Raw genomic sequence first — 23,036 nt, forward strand, 5'->3', positions numbered from 1 at the left:
ATCGAAGCGCTTCGACTAGCCGACCGCCCCGCCCGTCGACCAGCCGACTGGCGGCCACCGGCCGGCCGACCGGCCCCGTCCGGCCCAAGGACGCATGACCGTGGCCGGAGGATCGCTTCGGCTCAGCCAGTTCCACTCGAGACACCGCAGCCGACGGCCACCGCCGGGTGTCCTGGTGCGCCACGAAGGGTTGACGCAATGACGCCGAACGCCGCTTCTGCCCCCTCCGGGCCGAGCCGGAGAACTTTCCTCGCCTCCACGGCAGTCGCCACCGCAGCGGTGGCGGGCGGGATGCCGCTGCTCGCCGCCTGCGGGGCGTCGGACAGCGGGTCGGGAGGAGGCTCCTCGGCGGGCAAGGGCGCACAGAAGCTGCTGCCCGCCTACGTCGCGGGCAGCGTGGTGACCCCGGACATCCCGTCGAAGAACGGCTCGGCGATCGGCTTCACCGGCAAGCTCGACCTGGCGACCCTGAAGACCTCCGTCCCGAAGAAGCTCGGCAAGGGCGGCAAGGTCACCGTCATGTCGCCGTTCTGGGGCTCCCCGCCCAAGCAGGACAACCCCTACTACGACGCGATGAACGACATGATCGGCGTCGACGTCGAGTGGCAGAACCAGGACGGCAACACCTACGACCAGAAACTCGGCGCGGTCCTCGCCTCCAGCGACGTACCGGACGTCGTCGTCATCCCGAACTGGAACATGGGCGGCAAGATACCCACCGCCATCATCAGCAAGTTCGCCGACCTCGGCCCGTACCTCTCGGGCGACAGGGTCAAGGACTACCCGAACCTCGCCGCCGTCCCGACCGACGCCTGGCGGCGCTGCATCTTCGGCGGCAAGCTGCGCGGGCTCCCCATGCCGTCCTCGTACGTCACCAACATCGTGCCCCTCTACCGCAAGGACATCTTCGACAAGGAGGGCTACGAAGTTCCGCGCTCGGCGGCCGAGTTCCTCTCCCTGGCCAAGGAGATCACCAACGCCAAGGCCAGGCGCTGGGCCTGCATGGACATGAAGTGGACCGCCTGGCAGATGTTCGGCGTGCTCTCCGGCAGCGAGAAGCCGCTCGGCTGGAACCTCGTCGACGGCAAGCTCATCAACCGCATCGAGACCGACGAGTACCTCGAAGCGCTGGAGTGGACCCGCAAGCTCTTCGCCGCCGGGGTCGTGCACCCCGACGCCATGCTCGGCAAGAACGCCCCCGACGCGGGCCCCAAGTTCGCGGCCGGCGAGTTCCTGATCTACCCCAACGACATCAGCCAGTGGTGGAGCCGCACCGCCGAACAGGCCACCCAGAACCCGGACTTCAAGATCTGGGGCATGGACGTCTACGGCCACGACGGCGGCAACCCGCAGGTCTGGGCCGAACAGCCGGCCGGCATCTTCGCCTTCGTCAACAAGAAGGCCTCCGCGTCCGTGATCCACGACGTGCTGGCCGTCGCCAACACCACCGCCGCGCCGTACGGCACCAAGGAGTACATGGCCACCAACTACGGCGTCGAGGGCACCCACTACACCGTCAAGGACGGCGTGCCCACCAAGACCACCCGCGGCAACAACGAGGTCATCAACGCCTACGTCATGATCGCGAGCCCCGCGGCCACCATCGCCCACCCCGACTTCCCCGACGTCGCCAAGGCGCAGGTCGAGTGGCAGCAGCGGATGGGCTCCTTCACCAGGAAGTCCAGCTTCTTCGGTCAGATGATCACCGAGCCGTCCCGCTACACCAACCTCATGGACGACTTCGAGACGCTGGAGGACGACGTCACCCGCGGCCGCAAGAAGATCAGCGACATGCAGCAGGCCGTCGCCGAATGGAAGAGCAAGGGCGGCGACAAGCTGCGCGACTGGTACCAGAAGCTGCTCGACGACAACGGTTCGTCGGCGAGCTGACCCGCACCGAGGCAAGGAGAACGGCCGTGTCCCACAGCACGGTGCCTCGCAGCAGGGCCGAGGCAGACGACGACGGTACGGGGCGGACTCCGGTGGCACCCGGCGGCGCCACCGGAACCCACGAGAAGGCGAGCGCCGGGAAACTCGGCCTGCGCCTCAGATTCAGACGCGACCGCGCCCTGATCCTGATGACCCTGCCCGCGGTCCTGCTGCTCCTGGTCTTCAACTACCTGCCGATCCTCGGCAACATCGTCGCCTTCCAGGACTACGACCCGTACGTCAGCGACAACGGCGTCGTCTCCATGCTGCACAGCGCGTGGGTGGGCCTGGAGAACTTCCAGCAGATCTTCGCCGACTCCGCCTTCTGGAACGCGGTGAAGAACACCCTGGTGCTGTTCTTCCTGCAGCTCGTGCTGTTCTTCCCGATCCCGATCGGCCTCGCACTGCTCATCAACAGCGTGGTCCGGCCCCGGGTACGGGCGATCGCCCAGGCGGTGCTGTACCTCCCGCACTTCTTCTCCTGGGTGCTGGTCATCTCCGTCTTCCAGCAGATCTTCGGCGGCGCGGGCGTGCTCTCGCAGGTGCTGCGGCAGCACGGCTACGACGGCCTGGACATCATGACCGACCCGTCGACCTTCAAGTTCCTGGTCACCGCGGAGAGCGTCTGGAAGGACGCGGGCTGGGGGATCATCGTCTTCCTGGCGGCGCTCGCGTCCGTGAGCCCGGACCTCTACGAGGCCGCCGCGATGGACGGCGCGGGCCGCCTGCGCCGCACCTGGCACGTCACGCTCCCCGCCCTGCGCCCGGTCATCGCCCTCCTGCTGGTCCTGCGGGTCGGTGACGCGCTGACGGTCGGCTTCGAGCAGATCCTCCTGCAACGCGACGCCGTGGGACCGGGGGCCTCGGAGGTCCTCGACACCTTCGTCTGGTGGAACGGCGTCCGCAACCAGGACTTCGGCTACGCGGCCGCCGCGGGCCTCATCAAGGGCGTGGTCAGCCTCGGACTGGTCCTCGCCGCCAACAAGGTGGCCCATCTCATGGGCGAGCAGGGGGTGTACAAGAAATGACCGCCGTCGCCGACAAGCCTCCCGTTCGGGAACGGCCGCCGTCCCGGTGGGCCGCGCCGCCCCGCCCGGTCTGGGAGGAGGAGCCGAGCAGGGCCGGTGTCGCCGGCAAGGGCCTGGTCCTGACCCTGGCCTGCCTCGCCGTCCTGTTCCCGCTCTGGATCGTGGTCGTCACCAGCCTGTCCTCCCGGAAGACCATCGACGAGGCGGGCGGCCTCGTGATGATCCCCAAGGGCATCACCTTCGTCGCCTACCGGGAGCTGCTGAGCGGCGGCCAGGTCACCCGGGCCACGGTCATCTCCGTCCTGATCACCCTGGTCGGCACGCTGTTCTCGATGACCGTGTCGGTCCTGTGCGCCTACGGCCTGTCGCGCATCGGCTCGCTCGGCCACCGCTGGTTCCTGATGCTGCTGCTGGCGACGATGTTCTTCAGCGCCGGCCTGATCCCGACCTATCTGCTGGTCCAGTCCCTGGGCCTCACCGACAGCTACCTCGCGCTGATCCTCCCGAGCGCGGTGAGCGTCTTCAACATCCTCGTCCTGCGCGGGTTCTTCATGGGCATCTCGCAGGAACTGACCGACAGCGCGCGCATCGACGGCGCCGGCGACTTCCGGATCCTGTGGCAGATCGTGATGCCGCTGTCCCGGGCGGTGCTGGCCGTGATCACCCTGTTCTACGCGGTCGGGTACTGGAGCGCCTGGTTCAACGCGTCCCTGTACCTCATCGACCAGGACAAGATGCCGCTGCAGAACGTGATGATCCAGCTGGTCCAGAAGCAGCAGGCCCCGGTCGGACTGGCCCAGTCCATCAAGACGGGCGAACTGTCCGGACTCGCCGTGCAGATGGCGGTGATGGTGATGGCACTGCTGCCGGTGGCGGTCCTGTCTCCGTTCGTCCAGAAGCACTTCAAGAAGGGGATGCTCACGGGGGCGGTGAAGGGGTGACCGTCGCCCTCTGAAGGGGGTGGCGTCGGAGCGTCGGCGACTGCGGGTGATTCGCACCATCTCGAAGCCGCGTGCCGCGTCGCAGCTTCTCAGCTGCGGGCAGTCGTGCCGCTGGGGCGGCACGGGTGGGCGCGGCGGCACCCTGCAAGCGCCGGTAAGCGTCCCCACCCCCCGGCCCCAGCCCCGGACCACCCACCCAACCCACGCTCACCGAAGGTTCCCCATGCCCACCCTGAGCCGCAGAACCGTTCTCGCCGGTACGGCAGCAACAACCGCCCTCACCGCTCTCCCGACGCTCACCGCCACCGCCCAAGCGGCCGAGCCCCAGCCGCAGGCCTACCGCTGGCGCAACGCAGTCATCGGCGGCACCGGATTCGTCACCGGCGTCCTCTTCCACCCCGCCACCCCCGGCCTGGCCTACGCCCGCACCGACATCGGCGGCGCCTACCGCTGGGACGCCCGCACCGCCCGCTGGACCCCCCTCACCGACCACCTCGGCTGGGACGACTGGAACCTCCTCGGCGTGGAGGCGATGGCCGTCGACCCTGCCCACCCCGACCGGCTCTACCTCGCCCTCGGCACCTACGCCCAGTCCTGGGCCGGCAACGGCGCGGTCCTGCGCTCGGACGACCGCGGCACCACCTGGACCCGCACCGACCTCACCGTGAAACTCGGCGCCAACGAGGACGGCCGGGGCATGGGCGAACGCCTCCTCGTCGACCCGCGGGACAGCGACACCCTGTGGCTGGGGACGAGACACGACGGGCTGCTCAAGTCGACGGACCGGGGCGCGTCCTGGGCGCAGGACGACGGCTTCCCCGCCACTCCCTCCGCCTCCGGCCAGGGCGTGAGTCTCCTCGTCGCCGCGGGCCGTGCCGTCTACGCGGGCTGGGCGGACGGCGACGGCAGCGCGGCCGCCGTCAGTCTGTACCGCACCACCGACGGGGCCACGTGGGAGGCCGTACCCGGCCGGCCCACCGGCACCTCCGCCAGGATCCCGGTCCGCGCCGCCTACGACCGCCACGCCCGCGAGCTGTACGTGACGTACGCCGACGCCCCCGGCCCCAACGGCCAGGCGGACGGCAGCGTGCACAAGCTCGCCACCGGCACCGGCAGGTGGACGGAGGTCACGCCCGTCGCACCCGGCGGCGGCGACACGTTCGGCTACGGCGGGGTCGCCGTCGACGCCCGCCGGCCCGGCACCGTCGTCGTCTCGACGAACAACCGGTGGACGGCCGTGGACACCCTCTACCGGACCACCGACGGCGGCCGTACCTGGACGTCCCTCAAGGAATCAGCCGTCTTCGACGTGTCCGAGACTCCTTTCCTGAAGTGGGGAGGCGTCGAGCCCAAGTTCGGGTGGTGGATCCAGGCCGTCGCCGTCGACCCGTACGACTCGGAGCACGTCGTCTACGGCACCGGCGCCACCCTCTACGGCACCCGCGACCTCGTCCACTGGGCCCCGCAGGTCCGCGGCCTGGAGGAGACGTCGGTACTTCAGCTGGTGTCGCCCCCGGTCGGGGAGGCACACCTGCTGAGCGGCTCGGGGGACATCGGCGTCCTGTACCACGAGCGGCTCACCGCGTCTCCGTCCCGCGGTATGGCCACGAACCCCGTGTTCGGGTCGGCGACGGGGCTCGCGCAGGCCGCGGGCAGGCCGGCGTACGTGGTCCGCGCCGGCTGGGGCGACAACGGCAACGGCGCCTTCTCGGACGACGGGGGCCGGACCTGGGCGCCCTTCGCCGCCCAGCCCTCCCTCGCCCACGACGCACCGGGGCCGATCGCCGCCAACGCCGACGGCAGCGTGCTGCTGTGGTCCTTCGTGCACTGGGACGGGACCAAGTACCCCGCCCACCGGTCGGACGACAACGGCGCCACCTGGACCGAGATCTCCTCCTTCCCGAAGGGCGCCACGCCGGTCGCCGACCCGGCCGACCCGACGCTCTTCTACGCGTACGACACCGACACAGGAACGCTACAAGCCAGCACTGACAGTGGCCTTTCGTTCACGGCGCGTGCCACTGGGCTGCCCTCCGGGGACAGTCAGTTCCAGCTGGTCGCGGCGCCCGGCAGGTCCGGTGACCTGTGGCTCAGCGTCAAGTGGAACGGGCTGTACCGGTCCACCGACGGGGGTGCCACCTTCGCCAGGGTCGCCGGCTGCCGGGCCGCGTACACCCTCGGCTTCGGGAAGGCCGCCGACGGCGCCGGCTACCCGGCGATCTACCTGGTCGGCTCCACGGAGTCCAGCACGGCCGTCCACCGCTCCGACGACGAGGCCGGGTCCTGGGTCCGCATCAACGACGACCGGCACCAGTGGGGCTGGACCGGGCAGGCCGTCACCGGCGACCCGCGCGTCCACGGCCGGGTCTACCTGGCCACCAACGGGCGCGGCATCCAGTACGGGGACCCCGTCCGATGACCGCCGGACGGAAGCCGATGACCGCCGGACGGAAGCCGCCGACCGCCGGACGGAAGCCGCCAGGCCTCTGTGACGCCACCCGCGGCCGCATCCTCTTCGGCGGTGACTACAACCCCGAGCAGTGGCCCGAGGAGACCTGGCAGGAGGACGTCCGGCTGATGTCGGCGGCCGGCGTCAACTCCGTGACCATGGGCGTCTTCTCCTGGGCGCGGCTCGAACCGCGTCCGGGGGAGCGGGACTTCGGCTGGCTGGACCGGCTCATGGATCTGATGCACGACCACGGCATCGGCGTCGTCCTCGCCACCCCCACCGCGTCGCCGCCGCCGTGGCTGGGCCGGCTGCACCCGGAGACCCTGCCCCGGGACGCCGACGGCCGCACCGAGTGGTGGGGCGGCCGCCAGCACTTCTCGCACTCCAGCGACGCCTACCGCCGGTACGCGGCCGCCATCACCGAGGACCTCGCCGCCCGCTACGGCGGCCACCCCGCCCTCACGATGTGGCACATCAACAACGAGTACTGCACCTTCGACCACGGCGACGAGGCCGCCGCCGCCTTCCGTCGCTGGCTGCGCGAACGCTACGGCACCCTCGACGCCCTCAACACCGCGTGGGGCACGGCGTTCTGGAGCCAGGGCTACGACACCTGGGACGGCATCCTGCCCCCGCGCCACGCCCACTACCTGAAGAACCCCACCCAGGTGCTGGACTTCCGCCGCTTCACCTCCGACGTGCTCCTGGAGTGCTACCGGGCCGAACGCGACATCGTCGCCCGGCACACCCCGCACATCCCGGTGACCACCAACTTCATGCCGCTCTGGGCCGGCCAGGACGCCTGGCGCTGGGCGGACGAGGAGGACGTCGTCTCCGTCGACCTCTACCCGGACCCGCGCGACCCGCTCGGCGCACAGCACGGCGCGCTCGTCCACGACCTCACCCGCTCCCAGGCGCGCGGCCCCTGGATGCTCATGGAGCAGGCCGCCGGGCCGGTCAACTGGCGGGGCGTCAACCACCCCAAGCCCCGCGGCCTCAACCGCCAGTGGTCCCTGCAGGCCGTGGCCCGCGGCGCGGACGCCGTCTGCTACTTCCAGTGGCGGCAGTCGAGACAGGGCGCCGAGAAGTTCCACTCCGGGATGGTCAGCCACGCGGGTGCGGAGGGCCGTACGTTCCAGGAGGTCAAGCAGCTCGGCGCCGAACTGGCCGCGATCGCCGCTGAGGTGACCGGACGTCACATGCACGCCGGCATCGCGATCCTCCACGACTGGCACTCCTGGTGGGCCGGCGCCCACGAGGGCCGGCTCTCCACCGAGGTGGACCTTCCCGACGTCCTGCACGCCTGGCACCGGGCCCTGTGGGAGGCGAACCTCACCACCGACTTCGCCCACCCCGAACACGACCTGTCCTCCTACCGGCTGGTCGTCGTCCCGCAGCTCTACCTCCTCACCGACGCCGCGATCGGCAACCTCCTCGCCTACGTCCGCGGCGGCGGCACCCTGGTCAGCGGCTTCCTGACCGGCATCGCCGACGAGGACGACCGGATCCGCCCCGGCGGCATGGACGCCCGGCTGCGCGAGCTCTTCGGCATCCGCACCCTGCACGAGTGGTGGCCGCTGGACGCGGGGGAGACCGTCGCGTGCGAGGGCTTCCGGGGGACCCTGTGGTCGGAGGAGATCGAGGCCCTGCCCGGAGTGTCCGAGACCGTGCCGTACCGGGGCGGTGAACTCGACGGGCTGCCGGCCGTGCTGCGCAACGGGCGCGCCTGGTACGTCTCCACACTCCCGGAGCCGGAGGCGCTGCGCGGGCTGCTCGGCCGGATCGCCGCGGACGCCGGGGTGCGCCCCGTGCTCGACGGACTGCCCGCCGGCGTGGAGGCGGTCCGCCGGGGCGAGCTGCTGTTCCTGTTCAACCACGGGCATGAGGAGGCGAAGATCTCCCTCATGGGAACACATCGAGACCTGCTGACCGGTACGACCGTGACCGGCGAGACCGTCCTCGGCCGCTACGGAGTGGCGGTGCTCAAGCCATGACCGCCACCGGCGCGGACACCCGCATCAACACCGCCACCGGCCCCGTTAACGGCACCTGGGAACCCGCCCCCGCCGCCCGCTGGGAGGACGCCTTCCTGAGCGGCAACGGCCACCACGGCGCCCTCGTGTTCGGCGATCCGAACGACGACCGTGTCATCGTCACCCACCACACCCTCGTCCGCCCGAACGGCGGCGAACACGCCCGCCCGCCCCGCCTGGCGACCGAACTCGCCGCCGTACAGGACAGGTTGCTCGCCGGGGAGCAGGCCGCCGCCGAGAGCTTCACCGACGGCCGTCCGCTCCAGTGGGTGCAGCCCTTCCACCCCGCCTTCCAGATCCGGCTGCGCAGGCCGCACGGCCGGTCCGAGGGCTACCGCCGCTCCGTCGACTTCACCACCGGCGAGGTCACCGCCACCGCGGCCGACTGGACCAGCAGCGTCTTCGTCTCCCGCGCGGACGACGTGATCGTGCAGCAGGTCAGCGGTGCCGCCGCCCTCGACATCGCCCTCGACCACCGGCTCCCCGGCGCCCCGCCCGGCCTGGGTGTCGGCCACGGCGCGCTGCGCACCGCCGAGGGTGCCCTGCTCAGCCTCCGCGCCCGCTACCCCGGCAGCGACCGCGCCTACACGGGCGTCACCCTGGTCGCCGTCACCGGCGGCGGCACGGCACTCGTCCCGCCGGGCGTCCGCGTCACCGGCGCCGCCTCCGTCCTGCTCCTCACCCGGGTCCGCCGCCACACCGGCGAACTCGACGTGACCGCCGAGGCCCGCGCACTGAGCGACCTGCTCGCCGACCAGGAGTCGTACGACGCGCTGCTCGCCCGCCACCTGGCCCTCCACCGCACCGCCTACACCCGCGTCACCCTCGACCTGGCCGCCGACCCGGCCGAACGCGCGCTGGCAGGATCCGAGCTGCTCACGAAGCCGGCCGAAACGGCCCTCCTGGAGCGCCTCTTCGCCGCCGGCCGCTACCACCTGCTCTCCGCGTCCGGCCTCAACCCGCCCCGCCTGACCGGCCTGTGGACCGGCGACTGGGACACGGCCTGGTCGGGGGCGTTCACCAACGACGCCAACGTCAACCTCCAGACGGCCTCGGCGGCGGCCGCCGCCCTTCCCGAAGTCACACAGGCCTGCGCCGCACTGGTGCAGCGCCAGCTCGGCGACTGGCGGGAGAACGCCCGCGCGGTGTTCGGCGCCCGGGGCGCGGTGGCGCCCGCGCACAGCGACGGCGAGTCCGGGCTGGCTTACCATTTCAGCCGCGAATACCCCCTGCACCTGTGGACGGCCGGCGCCGACTGGCTGCTCAAGCCGCTCGTCGACCACGACGAGACCCGCGGCGGGCGCGATCCCCGCACGGCGGCGGCGCTGGCCGAAGTCGCCCTGTTCTACGAGGACTTCCTCACCCGGACCGACGCCGACGGCCACCTCGTGATCGTCCCCTCCTACTCGCCCGAGAACCGGCCCGCGAACGCGAGCTGGGGCGCGGTCAACGCGGCGATGGACCTGTCCGCCGCCCGGCACGCCCTGCGCACCGCCGCCGACTATCACCCGGGCCCGGACGCCGACCGCTGGCGCGCCCTCGCCGACCGGCTGCCGCCGCACCGGATCAACCCCGACGGCGCGCTCGCCGAATGGGCCTGGCCCGGTCTCGACGACACATACGACCACCGCCACCTCAGCCACCTCTACGGCGTCTGGCCGCTCGACGAGATCACCCCCTACGACACCCCGGAGCTCGCGGCCGCCGCGCACCGCGCCCTCGAACTGCGCGGCGCCGAGAACGACTCGGCGCACGGCCACCTCCACCACGCGCTCGTCGCGGCCCGCCTGCGCGACGGCGAGCGGGTCGGCGCCGCCCTCGGCCGGGTCCTGGCCGGCGACTTCTTCCACGCCTCCCTGATGAGCGCCCACTACCCGCACCGCGACGTCTACAACGCCGACGCCGCACACACCCTGCCCGCCGTGCTCGTCGAGGCCCTTGTCCAGTCGACCCCGGACCGGCTCGTCCTGCTTCCCGCGCTCCCGGCGGCCCTGCGCCAGGGCGGCCTGAGCGGCATCCAGACCCGCTTCGGCGCCGAACTCGATCTCTCCTGGACCCCCGACGGCGCGCGGGCCGTCCTGAAGCCGCACCGGACGCTCCGCGTCGACCTGTGGACTTCCTCCGGCCGTCGGCCGCTCGACCTCGTCGCCGGAGAAGACCACGTCCTCACCCTGGGGACGTGGTAGCCACCCGCACCTCCCCCCACCCATGGAAGGGACACCATGGCACCACGCACGCTCGGCAGGGCCGTCACCGCCCTGATCGCCCCCGCGCTCGCCCTCGGCGCCACCGTCGGCCTCGCCGCGGCCCCCGCCTCGGCCGCCGTCTGGAGCTCCTGCGACCAGTGGGGCAACACCACGCTGAACGGCTACACCCTCTACAACAACATCTGGGGCTCCGGCGCCGGCACCCAGTGCATCTGGGCCAACTCCGGCACCAACTGGGGCGTCAACGCCAACCACCCCAACACCGGCGGCATCAAGTCCTACCCCGACTCCAAGAAGGTGATCAACAAGACGATCACCTCTCTCGGTTCGCTCACCAGCAGCTACAACGTGACCGTCCCGTCGTCCGGCGCGTACAACACGTCATACGACATCTGGGACACCGGCTACGCCAACGAGATCATGCTCTGGGTCAACAAGACCGGCGCCGTCGGCCCGCTCGGCACCTCGCAGGGGACGCTCACGCTGGGCAGCAACACCTGGACCGTCTACAAGGGCAACAACGGCTCGAACAACGTCTACTCGTTCGTCCGCAGCTCCAACTCCACCTCCGGCACGGTCGACATCCTGCCGATCCTGAAGTGGATCAAGGACACCAAGGGCTGGTTCGGCAACGTCACCATCGGTGACGTGCAGTTCGGCTTCGAGATCACGTCCTCGTCCGGCGGGCTGGACTTCACCGTCAACAGCGAGAGCGTCAGCAGCAGCTGAGCCACCGGGCGGCCCCGCCGGCGGCGGGGCCGCCCGGTGCGCCGTCAGGCCCGGTCGGCCTCGGCGCGCAGCGCGTTGTAGTCCGTGAAGGCGGTGTCGACGTCCGCGCGGGTCAGGCCGTAGCGGGCCAGGTCGTAGCTGTGCACGCGGGTCCCCCTGGGGCGGGCGGCGACGGCCGGGAGGCGGGCCGCGTCGGCCTCGGTCCAGCGCGCGCCGACGGCCGCGTAGAGCTTCGGGGCGCCCGCGGCCGGGTCGGCGCCCAGCCAGGAGTACGGCACGTCGACGAGGGACTCGCGGGGGATGCCGGCGCGGGCGGCGAGGCCGCGGCGGGCCGAGCGGGCCAGCAGTTCCAGCCAGGTGGCGCCGATCCAGTGCAGGTCGCGGGGGCGGGTGTTCACCGCCATGCCGTGCTCGACCAGGCTGCAGAAGGAGGCCACGGCGGTGGCCGGATCGCGGTGCGTCCACACGATCGTGGCGTCCGGGAAGACCGCCCGCAGCGCGTCCAGGTTCTCCAGGTGCAGCGGCGACTTCAGCACCCAGCGGCGGCGCGGGCGGCCGTACTGGAGGACCTGGTAGATCTGCTTGAGGTAGCGGTAGTCGGCGCCGAAGTCATGCGTCTCGTGCCAGGGCAGGTACTCGGGGATCACCGCCTGGGACAGCGGCATCACCGTGTGCGGCAGCGCGAAGGTGCACTCCTCCGGGCCCTCGGGGCGCAGGTTGTGAATGTGCCGGAAGCCCGGGGCGAAGAGGTTGATGCCGCCGACCAGGCGACGGGCGGTCGTGATCGCCTTCGCGCGTTCCGCGGGGTCGTCGTCGAGGCCGGGGGTCAGCAACTCCCAGAGCAGCGGGCAGCGGTGCTCCGCAGACAGGGAGAGGATGCCGTGGGTGAGCGTGGTGGCGGTGCGGGGCAGGCCCACCACGAACACCGGGCGCTCGACGGGCTCCCGCTCGATCTCGGGGTGCGCGGCGAGCAGCCGGCGGATCCGGGCGCGGTTGGCGAGGTGCCGGCCGACGTGCCCGCGCGCGGACAGCCAGCCGACCGGAGTCAGACGGTCGGCTCCCGCCCAACATCGGAGCAGGTGGCGGAAGCCGTCGGTGAAGCGTTCGTCGCCCGCCCCGGGCCCGGCCGCCGCCAGCAGCCGGTCGAAGGCCCGGTCGGGAGCGCGGCGGCCGCGAAAGCCGGGTCGCAGCAGCAGGTTGGTGAGCGTGAGGGGGAGCGGGTCCAAGGCCACGGCAGCGGAACCCTTCGTGGGGGGACAGTCGGCGGGGATACTGACTACCCCCTCCAACTGCCCGACCGCACGGCCGAGTTGAGACATTAACCGGCCGGTAACGAAGGGCGTCGCGATCCGGCCGGACTACTCCGTGACCGGGAGCTGTGCCCCGTCGCGCAGGAACAGCGGGATGCGGTCCAGCGGCGCGTCCACCGTCACCGCCGTACCGCCCTCGTACGGCTCGCCCGTCCACGCGTCCGTCCACCGGGCGCCCGCCGGGAGGTACGTCGTGCGGACCGTGGCGCCCGCCGTCAGCACCGGCGCCACCAGCAGGTCGCGCCCGAAGAGGTACGCGTCGTCCACCGTCCAGGCGGCCTGGTCCCCGGGGAACTCCAGGAACAGCGGCCGAAGCACCGGCAGCCCCTCCTCGTGGGCCTCCCGCATGACCCGCAGGACGTACGGCTTCAGACGCTCGCGCAGCCGCAGGTACTTCTCCAGGATCGCGCCCGCCTCCGGGCCGTACGACCAGACCTCGTTCGGGCCGCCGGTCATGTCCGGGCCCAGCGGCATGCCCGGATCGCGGAAGCCGTGCAGGCGCATCAGCGGGGAGAGCGCGCCGAACTGGAACCAGCGGACCATCACCTCGCGGTACGCCGGGTCGTCCGGGTCGCCGCCGTGGAAGCCGCCGATGTCGGTGTTCCACCAGGGGATGCCGGAGAGGGCGGTGTTGAGGCCGGCCGCGATCTGGTGGCGAAGAGTCGTGAAGTCGGTGCCGATGTCGCCGGACCACAGCGCGGCCCCGTACCGCTGACTGCCCGCCCACGCCGAACGGTTGAGCGTGACGACCTCCTCGCCCTCGGCCCGCAGCCCCTCGTGGAAGGTCCGGGAGTTCTCGGCGGGGTAGCTGTTGCCGACCTCGAGGCCTGGGCCCGCCCAGTAGCGCAGGTTCTCCTGGAAGCCCGGCTTCAACTCGGGCTCGCAGGCGTCCAGCCAGAACGCCGTGATGCCGTAGGGGTCCAGGTAGTTCTCCTTGACCCTCGACCACACGAAGTCCCGGGCCTCCGGGTTGGTGGCGTCGTAGAAGGCGACCTGGACGGTCGACGCCACCTCCTTGTCCGGCCAGTCGGCGTGTGCCGTCGGGCCGTACTGGGTGCCGATGAAGTAGCCGCGCTGCTCCATCACCGGGTGGTTCTCGCTCAGCGGGGACACCGACGGCCAGACGCTCACCACCAGCTTGATGCCGAGCTCGTCGAGTTCGCGGACCATCGCGGCGGGGTCCGGCCACTCCTTGAGGTCGAACTTCCACTCGCCGAGGTGGGTCCAGTGGAAGAAGTCGCAGACGATCGCGGAGATGGGCAGGCCGCGGCGCTTGTACTCCCGGGCCACGGCGAGGAGTTCGTCCTGGGTGCGGTAGCGCAGCTTGCACTGCCAGAAACCCGCCGCCCACTCCGGCAGCATCGGCGAACGGCCGGTCACCGCACTGTAGTTGCGCTGCCCGTCGGCCGGGGTGCCGACGGTGATCCAGTAGTCGAGCTGGCGGGCCGAGTCGGCCACCCAGCGGGTGCCGTTGCCGGCCAGTTCCGCGCGGCCGATCGCCGGGTTGTTCCAGAGCAGGGTGTAGCCGCGGCTGGAGACGAGCACCGGGATCGAGACCTCGGCGTTGCGCTGGACCAGGTCCAGGACCAGGCCCTTCTGGTCCAGGCGCCCGTGCTGGTGCTGGCCCAGGCCGAACAGCTTCTCGCCCTCGTAGGCGGCGAACCGCTGCTCCAGGCGGTGGTAGCCGTTGCCGACCGCGGTGTAGAGGCGGGAGCCGGGCCACCAGAAGTGGGCGCGCTCCTCCGCCAGTACCTCCGAGCGGTCGTCGCTGCGCAGGAAGCGGACCAGGCCCTCGGCGGACACCTCGACGGTCAGTGCGCCGACCGTCAACTCCCCCTCCGCGGCACCGAGCTTGACGGTCGAACCGGTGGCGGGGGGTGCGTCGAGCAGGGCGCCGGGCAGTCCTTCGAGGACCGGCCCGCCGAGCCGGGCGCGCACCCGGACCGCGTCCGGCCCCCACGGCTCGATGCGCAGCGTCTCCTGACGGCCGCTCCACTCCAGGGCACCGTCCCGCTCCCGGAACGTGCCGACGGTGGGGGAGGACTGCGCGAGGCTGACCTTGGGCTGGTCGTCCGCGCACTGGATTCGGGCAGACTGATTCATGTCACGTGCTCCTGAAGGAGTGCAGACAGAGGGGTGCCCCCGGAAGGGCGGGGCACTGCAAAGGGGTCAGGACCCGGCCGACGCCGGTCCCGTGCTCGCCCGTACCGTCAACTCGGGTGCGATCAGCACGACTTCTTCGCTGCCCCGGCCGTCGAGCTTGGCGACCAGGTGCTCCACGGCGTACCGGCCCATCTCCTGGGCGGGGATGGCGACCGAGGTCAGCCGGACCGAGGCCTGGACGGCGACCTGGTCCGGGCAGATCGCGACCACGGACACGTCCTCCGGCACGGCCCGGCCCTGCTGGCGCAGCAGCGCGAGCAGCGGCTCCACCGCGGACTCGTTCTGGACGACCAGGCCCGTGGTGCCCGGGCGCTCGTCGAAGATCCGGGCCAGCGTGGCGGCCATCGCGTCGTACCCGCCCTCGCACGGCCGGTGCAGCACCCTCATGCCCAACTCCCGGGCCCGGGACCGCAGTCCGTCCAGGGTGCGCTCGGCGAAGCCGGTGTGCCGTTCGTAGACGGCCGGGGCCTCGCCGATGACAGCGATGTCACGGTGGCCGAGCTTCGCGAGGTGCTCCACGCAGAGCGCACCCGTCGCCCCGAAGTCAAGATCGACGCAGGTCAGCCCGGAGGTGGAGGCGGGCAGGCCGATGAGCACGGAGGGCTGGTCGGCCTGCCGCAGCAGCGGCAGCCGCTCGTCCTCCAGCTCCACGTCCATCAGGATCATGGCGTCGGCGAGCCCGCTGCCGGTGACCCGGCGCACCGCGTCCGGACCCTCCTCGCCGGTGAGCAGCAGGACGTCGTAGCCGTGCGCGCGGGCCGTGGTGGCCACCGCGATCGCGATCTCCATCATCACCGGCACGTACATGTCCGTACGCAGCGGGATCATCAGCGCGATGATGTTCGACCGGCTGCTGGCCAGGGCGCGGGCGCCCGCGTTCGGGTGGTAGCCCAGCTCGCGGATGCTCTGCTCGACCCGCTGCCGGGTGATGGCGGAGATGGACCGCTTGCCGCTGAGGACATAGCTCACCGTGCTCGCCGAGACTCCGGCGTGCTGGGCGACCTCGGCGAGGGTGACCATCCAGCTCTCCAAGGTTTGTGAAGCGCTTCGACAGTGCGCATTGCTGACAGGTGGCGAGTGAGGGTGGTTCGACAGTAGCTTCAGTGCGGGTGGGTGTCCATAGGTTGTCGAAGCGCTTCGACAACGAATTGCCGGGACGGCTTCGGCAATTTTTCCCAGGGGGCGGCGGCCACAGAGAGCTCGTACGGCCGTCCGAGGGCCGTACCCGAACCGTCCCCCGGAAGGACCCCCTGATGCAACACCGCAGGCCGCGCCTGTCCAGGGCAGCGAAGACGCTGCTGACGACTTCACCCGGTCCCTGTGCGCCGCAGACTGCTGAGCAACGACAAGTACCTCTCCGGCATCGAGTCCGGCACCGCGGTCTTCAAGGGTTCGGGGCGGCTGGGCGGCACGTCGTACTCCCTCGGCGTCGGCCGAGAAACGCGCCGGGGCGGTCGCCGCGTCAGCCGATCGGACCGCGAGGGCTGGTAGGCAGGGCCCGATTCGGGTACCAACGATCCAGTAGCACTGGTCGGTAACGAACGGTCCCAACAACCCCTTTCGTGGCGAGGTGAGCCGCAATGTCCGCCCCCACCACCAAGAAACCCACCGTCACCGAGCGGGAGGCCCGCCAGGTGGCGGAGGCCGCCCGGGAACAGGACTGGCGCAAGCCCAGTTTCGCCAAGGAACTGTTCCTCGGACGCTTCCGGCTCGACCTCATCCACCCGCATCCGCTCCCGGCGGACGAGGACGTACAGCGCGGCGAGGAGTTCCTGGCCCGGCTGCGCGAGTTCTGCGAGACGAAGATCGACTCGGCGCTCATCGAGCGCGAGGCACGCATCCCCGACGAGGTGATCGCCGGCCTCAAGGAACTCGGCGCCCTCGGCATGAAGATCGACACCAAGTACGGCGGCCTCGGCCTCACCCAGGTCTACTACAACCGGGCCCTCTCCCTGGTCGGCTCCGCGAACCCCGCGGTCGGCGCGCTGCTCTCCGCCCACCAGTCGATCGGCGTCCCGCAGCCGCTGAAGATCTTCGGCACCCAGCAGCAGAAGGACGCCTTCCTGCCGCGCTGCGCCCGCACCGACATCTCGGCGTTCCTGCTCACCGAACCGGACGTCGGCTCGGACCCGGCACGCCTGGCCACCACCGCCGTACCGGACGGGGACGACTACGTCCTCGACGGGGTGAAGCTGTGGACCACCAACGGCGTGGTCGCCGACCTCCTGGTCGTCATGGCCCGCGTCCCCAGGACGGAGAACAGCAAGGGCGGCATCACGGCCTTCGTGGTCGAGGCCGACTCGCCGGGCATCACCGTCGAGAACCGCAACGCCTTCATGGGCCTGCGCGGCATCGAGAACGGCGTCACCCGCTTCCACCAGGTCCGGGTCCCGGCCGCCAACCGCATCGGCGCCGAGGGCGCGGGCCTCAAGATCGCCCTCACCACCCTCAACACCGGGCGGCTCTCGCTCCCCGCGATGTGCGTCGGCGCCGGCAAGTGGTGCCTGAAGATCGCCCGCGAGTGGTCGGCGGCCCGCGAGCAGTGGGGTAAGCCGGTCGCGCTGCACGAGGCGGTCGGCTCCAAGATCAGCTTCATCGCGGCCACCACCTTCGCCCTGGAGGCGGTCGTCGACCTGTCCTCCCAGATGGCCGACGAGAACCGCAACGACATCCGCATCGAGGCCGCCCTCGCCAAGCTCTACGGCTCCGAGATGGCCTGTCTGATGGCCGACGAACTGGTCCAGATCCGCGGCGGCCGCGGCTTCGAGACGGCCGAGTCGCTGGCGGCCCGCGGCGAACGCGCCGTCCCCGCCGAGCAGCTCCTGCGCGACCTGCGCATCAACCGCATCTTCGAGGGCTCCACGGAGATCATGCACCTGCTGATCGCCCGCGAGGCCGTCGACGCCCACCTCTCGGTCGCCGGCGACCTCATCGATCCCGACAAGTCCCTCCAGGACAAGGCGAAGGCGGGCGCCAACGCGGGTGTCTTCTACGCCAAGTGGCTGCCGAAGCTGGTCGCGGGACCCGGCCAGCTGCCCACGTCGTACGGAGACTTCAAGCACGGCGTGGACCTCGCCCCGCACCTGCGCTACGTCGAACGGCACGCCCGCAAGCTGGCCCGCTCCACCTTCTACGCCATGTCCCGCTGGCAGGGCCGGATGGAGACCAAGCAGGGCTTCCTGGGCCGGGTCGTGGACATCGGCGCCGAGCTGTTCGCGATGAGCGCGGCCTGTGTACGTGCCGAACTGCTGCGCCGCCAGGGCGACCACGGCCGCGAGGCCTACCTGCTCGCCGACGCGTTCTGCCGACAGGCCCGCATCCGCGTCGACGAGCTGTTCACCCGCCTCTGGTCGAACACCGACGACCTGGACCGCAAGGTCGTCAAGGCCGTGCTCGGCGGCTCCTTCGAATGGCTGGAGCAGGGGATCGTCGACCCGTCGGGCGAGGGCCCATGGATCGCGGACGCGACCCCCGGACCGTCTCAGCGGGACAACGTCCGCCGCCCCTTCAAGTGAGGCCGCTGCACAAGGGCCCTTCACGGGGCCCTTCACGGCGGCTCCTTCGCCGAGGCCGCCCTCGGCGAGGTCGCTGAAGGAGCGATTCAGCAGTACTTGTCGCTCGGATCCCGCGTCGTCCAGGAGCAGGAGTCGACCTTGGCGCCACTCGCCTTGGTCAGCGTCGCCGTGTCGCTGGTGTTGTTCCACACGTAGGCGCGGCGGTTCTGGTACTTGTCCGACGCGGTGTCCGTGCCCCGGCCGGTGTGCACCTTCATCGTCTTGTGGGCGCCGATCTTGACGCCCTTGAAGGTGTACCGGTGGTTGGAGGCGTCCTTCAGGACCCAGCCCCCCAGTGAGACGGCCGAACCGCCGGTGTTCTTGATCTGCACCCACTCCGCGTTGAGGCTGGAGTTGGAGCGGTTGTCGCTGCCCGGGCTGTCGAACCAGACGTGGTAGATGGTCACGCCGCCGGCCGCCTGCGCCGGGGTGCTGAACACGGTGCCGGTGAGCAGCGCGGCGCCCGCGAGGGCGGGCAGCGCGGCGCGTATGGCCTTGGTGCGCATGGAGAGATCCCCCCAGGATGTCTTCCGGTCGGGCCGGTCATCCCCGCCGACCCGACAGAAGTGTTATCACATGATCTTCACGTGAATCTCACAAAGGGAATTTCACTCCATACGGCGACAGGAACTGATAAGGCACCCGCGTGCGGGACGCGCTGTCCTCCCGGCCACCGGATGCGGCCACAATGGGGGGATGACCGACAGTCCCGCCAGTCCGGCACCCCTTGCCGACCCGCACCTCGTGTACGACCCGCTCGTGGGCGACGGCCCGAAGGACGTGGTGATCCTCGGCTCCACCGGATCGATCGGCACCCAGGCCATCGACCTCGTCCTGCGCAACCCCGACCGCTTCCGGGTCACCGCCCTCTCCGCCCAGGGCGGCCGGATCGCCCTCCTCGCCGAGCAGGCGCACCGGCTGCAAGTGCGCACCGTCGCGGTCGCCCGCGAGGACGTCGTACCGGACCTGCGCGAGGCACTGACGGCGCGCTACGGCCCCGGTGAACCGCTCCCGGAGATCCTCGCCGGACCCGACGCGGCCACCCACGTCGCCGCCTCCGACTGCCACACCGTCCTCAACGGCATCACCGGATCCATCGGCCTCGCGCCCACCCTCGCCGCCCTGGAGGCGGGCCACACCCTCGCCCTCGCCAACAAGGAGTCGCTGATCGTCGGCGGCCCGCTGGTCAAGGCGCTCGCCAAGCCCGGCCAGATCATCCCGGTCGACTCCGAGCACGCGGCGCTCTTCCAGTCGCTGGCGGCGGGGACCCGGGCCGACGTCCGCAAACTGGTCGTCACGGCGTCCGGTGGCCCCTTCCGCGGCCGCACCAAGGCCGACCTGGCACACGTCACCGTCGAGGACGCGCTCGCCCACCCCACCTGGGCGATGGGACCGGTCATCACGATCAACTCCGCCACCCTGGTCAACAAGGGGCTGGAAGTCATCGAGGCGCATCTCCTCTACGACATTCCCTTCGACCGCATTGAGGTGGTCGTGCACCCGCAGTCGTATGTCCACTCGATGGTCGAGTTCACGGACGGATCCACGATCGCGCAGGCGACGCCCCCCGACATGCGGGGGCCGATCGCCATCGGTCTCGGCTGGCCCGAACGGGTCCCCGACGCGGCCCCCGCCTTCGACTGGAGCAAGGCCTCCACCTGGGAGTTCTTCCCGCTGGACAACCAGGCCTTCCCGTCCGTGAACCTGGCCCGGCACGTCGGAGAGCTCGCGGGCACCGCGCCGGCGGTGTTCAATGCGGCCAACGAGGAGTGCGTCGAGGCCTTTCGGACCGGTCTGCTGCCCTTCAACGGCATCATGGAGACCGTGACCCGCGTGGTCGAGGAACACGGCACCCCCCGTACGGGAACTTCGCTCACCGTGCCGGACGTACTCGAAGCGGAGACCTGGGCGCGGATCCGGGCCCGGGAACTGACAGCGCAGAAGGCGACCGCGGAGGCGCGTGCATGACAGCCCTGATGATGATCCTCGGCATAGTCGTCTTCGTGATCGGCCTGCTGGTCTCGATCGCCTGGCACGAGCTGGGGCATCTCTCCACCGCCAAGCTCTTCGGCATCCGCGTCCCGCAGTACATGGTCGGCTTCGGCCCGACCATCTGGTCGCGGCGCAAGGGCGACACGGAGTACGGCATCAAGGCCGTCCCGCTCGGCGGCTACATCCGCATGATCGGCATGTTCCCGCCGGGCGCCGACGGCCGGGTCACCGCCCGCTCCACCTCACCCTGGCGCAGCATGATCGAGGACGCCCGCTCGGCCGCCTTCGAGGAACTCCAGCCGGGCGACGAGACCCGCCTCTTCTACACGCGCGCCCCCTGGAAGCGCGTGATCGTGATGTTCGCGGGCCCCTTCATGAACCTGATCCTCGCGGTCGCGCTCTTCCTCACCGTCCTGATGGGCTTCGGCATCAGCCAGCAGACCACCACGGTCAGCTCGGTCTCCCAGTGCGTGATCGCCCAGAGCGAGAACCGCGACACCTGCAAGAAGACCGACGCCGCCTCCCCGGCCGCCGCCGCGGGTCTGAAGGCCGGCGACAAGATCCTCTCCTTCAACGGCGTCAAGACGGACAGCTGGAACCAGCTCTCCGACCTGATCCGCTCCACCCCCGGCAAGGACGTCGCGATCGTCGTCGACCGCAAGGGCCAGGACGTCACCCTGCACGCGAAGATCGCCACCAACCAGGTCGCCAAGAAGGACTCCAGCGGCCAGATCGTCCAGGGCCAGTACGTCACCGCCGGCTTCCTCGGCTTCAGCGCCGCCACCGGCATCGTCCGCCAGGACTTCGGCGAGTCCCTGACCTGGATGGGCGACCGCGTCGGCGAGGCCGTCGACTCGATCGTGAGCCTGCCCGGCAAGATCCCGGCCCTGTGGGACGCGGCCTTCGACGGCGCCCCGCGTCAGGCGGACTCCCCGATGGGCGTGGTCGGCGCGGCCCGCGTCGGCGGCGAGATCTTCACGCTGGACATCCCGCCCACCGAGCAGCTGGCGATGGCCCTGATGCTCGTGGCCGGTTTCAACCTCTCCCTCTTCCTCTTCAACATGCTCCCGCTCCTCCCGCTGGACGGCGGTCACATCGCGGGCGCCCTGTGGGAGTCGCTCCGCCGCAACCTGGCCAGGGTCCTGCGCCGCCCGGACCCGGGCCCGTTCGACGTGGCGAAGCTGATGCCGGTGGCTTATGTGGTGGCCGGGGTCTTCATCTGCTTCACCGTCCTCGTCCTGATCGCCGATGTGGTTAACCCCGTGAAAATCTCGTAGCCACACAGCGTTCGAGGCGGCCCGGAACACTGTGTTCCGGGCCGCTTCCATCGAGTGGGTTTACGGGTGGGGGATGTGCTCGCTCCTGTGCCGGTGCCGTAATCTCGAAGCCTGGAACCCGCTTACGACGGGACCTGGACCTAGATCCACGACTTGGGGTTGCACAGCAGATGACTGCGATTTCTCTCGGCATGCCGTCCGTTCCGACCAAGCTCGCCGAGCGCCGGAAGAGCCGGCAGATCCAGGTCGGCTCCGTGGCGGTCGGCGGGGACGCTCCGGTCTCGGTCCAGTCGATGACCACGACCCGCACGTCCGACATCGGCGCCACCCTCCAGCAGATCGCCGAGCTGACGGCGTCCGGCTGCCAGATCGTGCGGGTGGCCTGTCCGACCCAGGACGACGCGGACGCCCTGGCGACCATCGCCAGGAAGTCGCAGATCCCGGTCATCGCGGACATCCACTTCCAGCCGAAGTACGTCTTCGCGGCCATCGAGGCCGGCTGTGCCGCCGTCCGCGTCAACCCCGGCAACATCAAGCAGTTCGACGACAAGGTCAAGGAGATCGCGGCGGCCGCCAAGGACCACGGCACCCCGATCCGGATCGGCGTCAACGCCGGTTCCCTGGACCGCCGGCTGCTCCAGAAGTACGGCAAGGCGACCCCCGAAGCCCTGGTCGAGTCGGCCCTGTGGGAGGCGTCCCTCTTCGAGGAGCACGACTTCCGGGACATCAAGATCTCGGTCAAGCACAACGACCCGGTCGTCATGATCGAGGCGTACCGGCAGCTCGCCGCCCAGTGTGACTACCCGCTCCACCTCGGCGTCACCGAGGCCGGCCCGGCCTTCCAGGGCACGATCAAGTCGGCCGTCGCCTTCGGCGCCCTCCTCTCCCAGGGCATCGGCGACACGATCCGCGTCTCCCTCTCCGCGCCGCCGGTCGAGGAGGTCAAGGTCGGCAACCAGATCCTGGAGTCCCTCAACCTCAAGCAGCGCGGCCTGGAGATCGTCTCCTGCCCGTCCTGCGGCCGGGCCCAGGTCGACGTCTACAAGCTCGCCGAAGAGGTCACCGCGGGCCTCACCGGCATGGAGGTCCCGCTCCGCGTCGCCGTCATGGGCTGCGTGGTGAACGGCCCCGGCGAGGCCCGCGAGGCCGACCTCGGTGTCGCGTCCGGCAACGGCAAGGGGCAGATCTTCGTCAAGGGCGAGGTCATCAAGACGGTTCCCGAGTCGAAGATCGTGGAGACCCTCATCGAGGAGGCCATGAAGCTGGCCGAGCAGATGGAGGCGGACGGTACGGAGTCGGGGGAGCCGTCGGTGTCGGTGGCGGGCTGAGGCCGTCTTCGGGCGGCGGTCGAGTTTTCTCGCCCCCGCCGCCCCTACCCGTCCCATCCTCAGGAGGCTCGGCCCCCTGACACCCCCACCCAGGGG

Annotated in this window: 16 protein-coding genes; 12 read left to right on the forward strand and 4 right to left on the reverse strand. The window is 70.8% G+C overall.

The window, feature by feature from the left end:
* Positions 1-198 precede the first annotated feature (198 nt).
* The 7 genes from ACFY0K_RS39310 to ACFY0K_RS39340 all read left to right on the forward strand — a co-directional run bounded on the left by ACFY0K_RS39310 (position 199) and on the right by ACFY0K_RS39340 (position 11,316).
* Positions 199-1,890: an extracellular solute-binding protein gene (locus ACFY0K_RS39310; RefSeq protein ID WP_390643875.1), complete on the forward strand. Its 1,692-nt coding sequence runs from the start codon at positions 199-201 to the stop codon at positions 1,888-1,890.
* Between the two features lie 26 nt (positions 1,891-1,916).
* On the forward strand, positions 1,917-2,957 hold the full coding sequence (locus ACFY0K_RS39315) for an ABC transporter permease (RefSeq protein ID WP_390643876.1): 1,041 nt from the start codon (positions 1,917-1,919) through the stop codon (positions 2,955-2,957).
* Entirely contained in the window at positions 2,954-3,898 is a 945-nt protein-coding gene (locus ACFY0K_RS39320; protein WP_390643877.1) for a carbohydrate ABC transporter permease, read from the forward strand. The genes ACFY0K_RS39315 and ACFY0K_RS39320 overlap by 4 nt, the downstream gene beginning before the upstream one ends.
* Positions 3,899-4,121: 223 nt before the next feature.
* Positions 4,122-6,317, forward strand: coding sequence for a 1,4-beta-glucanase (locus ACFY0K_RS39325; RefSeq protein WP_390643878.1), 2,196 nt, complete (start codon positions 4,122-4,124; stop codon positions 6,315-6,317).
* A 17-nt stretch (positions 6,318-6,334) separates the two neighbouring features.
* Positions 6,335-8,341, forward strand: a complete 2,007-nt coding sequence (locus tag ACFY0K_RS39330) for a beta-galactosidase (protein ID WP_390643918.1) — start codon at positions 6,335-6,337, stop codon at positions 8,339-8,341.
* Positions 8,338-10,566: a glycoside hydrolase N-terminal domain-containing protein gene (locus ACFY0K_RS39335; protein ID WP_390643879.1), complete on the forward strand. Its 2,229-nt coding sequence runs from the start codon at positions 8,338-8,340 to the stop codon at positions 10,564-10,566. Before ACFY0K_RS39330 ends, ACFY0K_RS39335 begins: the two co-directional genes overlap by 4 nt.
* 36 nt (positions 10,567-10,602) lie before the next feature.
* Positions 10,603-11,316 carry a hypothetical protein gene (locus tag ACFY0K_RS39340; protein ID WP_390643880.1) on the forward strand — a complete coding sequence of 238 codons (714 nt, stop codon included), beginning with the start codon at positions 10,603-10,605 and terminating at the stop codon, positions 11,314-11,316.
* Between the two features lie 44 nt (positions 11,317-11,360).
* Here the strand turns inward: ACFY0K_RS39340 and ACFY0K_RS39345 are convergent, their stop codons facing one another.
* From ACFY0K_RS39345 to ACFY0K_RS39355, 3 genes are all read right to left on the reverse strand, one after another.
* Entirely contained in the window at positions 11,361-12,548 is a 1,188-nt protein-coding gene (locus ACFY0K_RS39345; protein ID WP_390643881.1) for a sulfotransferase family protein, read from the reverse strand.
* 126 nt (positions 12,549-12,674) lie between these two features.
* Positions 12,675-14,729, reverse strand: a complete 2,055-nt coding sequence (locus ACFY0K_RS39350) for a TIM-barrel domain-containing protein (RefSeq protein WP_390643882.1) — start codon at positions 14,727-14,729, stop codon at positions 12,675-12,677.
* A gap of 66 nt (positions 14,730-14,795) precedes the next feature.
* Positions 14,796-15,809 (reverse strand): LacI family DNA-binding transcriptional regulator, encoded by a 1,014-nt coding sequence (locus ACFY0K_RS39355; protein WP_390643883.1) that lies wholly within the window; start codon positions 15,807-15,809, stop codon positions 14,796-14,798.
* Positions 15,810-16,109: 300 nt separating this feature from the next.
* Between ACFY0K_RS39355 and ACFY0K_RS39360 the strand changes: the two genes are divergently transcribed.
* Entirely contained in the window at positions 16,110-16,280 is a 171-nt protein-coding gene (locus ACFY0K_RS39360; protein ID WP_390643884.1) for a hypothetical protein, read from the forward strand.
* An 89-nt stretch (positions 16,281-16,369) separates the two neighbouring features.
* On the forward strand, positions 16,370-18,304 hold the full coding sequence (locus ACFY0K_RS39365; RefSeq protein WP_351959596.1) for an acyl-CoA dehydrogenase family protein: 1,935 nt from the start codon (positions 16,370-16,372) through the stop codon (positions 18,302-18,304).
* An 86-nt stretch (positions 18,305-18,390) separates the two neighbouring features.
* Here ACFY0K_RS39365 and ACFY0K_RS39370 read toward each other — a convergent pair whose 3' ends face one another.
* Entirely contained in the window at positions 18,391-18,849 is a 459-nt protein-coding gene (locus ACFY0K_RS39370; RefSeq protein WP_390643885.1) for a lamin tail domain-containing protein, read from the reverse strand.
* Between the two features lie 190 nt (positions 18,850-19,039).
* On the opposite strand from ACFY0K_RS39370, the gene dxr reads away from it, so the two are divergent.
* The 3 genes from dxr (at position 19,040) to ispG (ending at position 22,940) form a co-directional block, all read left to right on the forward strand.
* Complete coding sequence (dxr, locus tag ACFY0K_RS39375; protein WP_390643886.1) at positions 19,040-20,311, forward strand: 1-deoxy-D-xylulose-5-phosphate reductoisomerase; 1,272 nt, start codon at positions 19,040-19,042, stop codon at positions 20,309-20,311.
* 8 nt (positions 20,312-20,319) lie between these two features.
* A complete protein-coding gene (locus ACFY0K_RS39380; protein WP_390643919.1) occupies positions 20,320-21,612 on the forward strand; it encodes a M50 family metallopeptidase in 1,293 nt (430 codons plus the stop codon).
* 170 nt (positions 21,613-21,782) lie between these two features.
* Positions 21,783-22,940 carry a flavodoxin-dependent (E)-4-hydroxy-3-methylbut-2-enyl-diphosphate synthase gene (ispG, locus tag ACFY0K_RS39385; RefSeq protein WP_351492431.1) on the forward strand — a complete coding sequence of 386 codons (1,158 nt, stop codon included), beginning with the start codon at positions 21,783-21,785 and terminating at the stop codon, positions 22,938-22,940.
* Positions 22,941-23,036 lie beyond the last annotated feature (96 nt).

Origin of the sequence: Streptomyces sp. NPDC001507 (assembly GCF_042894765.1) — a bacterium.
In the GTDB taxonomy this organism is placed as follows: Bacteria; Actinomycetota; Actinomycetes; order Streptomycetales; family Streptomycetaceae; genus Streptomyces.

Coding starts and splice junctions, on each gene's coding strand:
- ACFY0K_RS39350 (WP_390643882.1), bottom strand. CDS start 14,729: ATGAATCAGTCTGCCCGAATCCAGTGCGCGGACGACCAGCCCAAGGTC.
- ACFY0K_RS39380 (WP_390643919.1), top strand. CDS start 20,320: ATGATGATCCTCGGCATAGTCGTCTTCGTGATCGGCCTGCTGGTCTCG.
- ACFY0K_RS39330 (WP_390643918.1), top strand. CDS start 6,335: ATGACCGCCGGACGGAAGCCGCCGACCGCCGGACGGAAGCCGCCAGGC.
- ACFY0K_RS39355 (WP_390643883.1), bottom strand. CDS start 15,809: ATGGTCACCCTCGCCGAGGTCGCCCAGCACGCCGGAGTCTCGGCGAGC.
- ACFY0K_RS39370 (WP_390643885.1), bottom strand. CDS start 18,849: ATGCGCACCAAGGCCATACGCGCCGCGCTGCCCGCCCTCGCGGGCGCC.
- ACFY0K_RS39335 (WP_390643879.1), top strand. CDS start 8,338: ATGACCGCCACCGGCGCGGACACCCGCATCAACACCGCCACCGGCCCC.
- ACFY0K_RS39365 (WP_351959596.1), top strand. CDS start 16,370: ATGTCCGCCCCCACCACCAAGAAACCCACCGTCACCGAGCGGGAGGCC.
- ACFY0K_RS39320 (WP_390643877.1), top strand. CDS start 2,954: ATGACCGCCGTCGCCGACAAGCCTCCCGTTCGGGAACGGCCGCCGTCC.
- ACFY0K_RS39325 (WP_390643878.1), top strand. CDS start 4,122: ATGCCCACCCTGAGCCGCAGAACCGTTCTCGCCGGTACGGCAGCAACA.
- ACFY0K_RS39310 (WP_390643875.1), top strand. CDS start 199: ATGACGCCGAACGCCGCTTCTGCCCCCTCCGGGCCGAGCCGGAGAACT.
- ispG (WP_351492431.1), top strand. CDS start 21,783: ATGACTGCGATTTCTCTCGGCATGCCGTCCGTTCCGACCAAGCTCGCC.
- dxr (WP_390643886.1), top strand. CDS start 19,040: ATGACCGACAGTCCCGCCAGTCCGGCACCCCTTGCCGACCCGCACCTC.
- ACFY0K_RS39340 (WP_390643880.1), top strand. CDS start 10,603: ATGGCACCACGCACGCTCGGCAGGGCCGTCACCGCCCTGATCGCCCCC.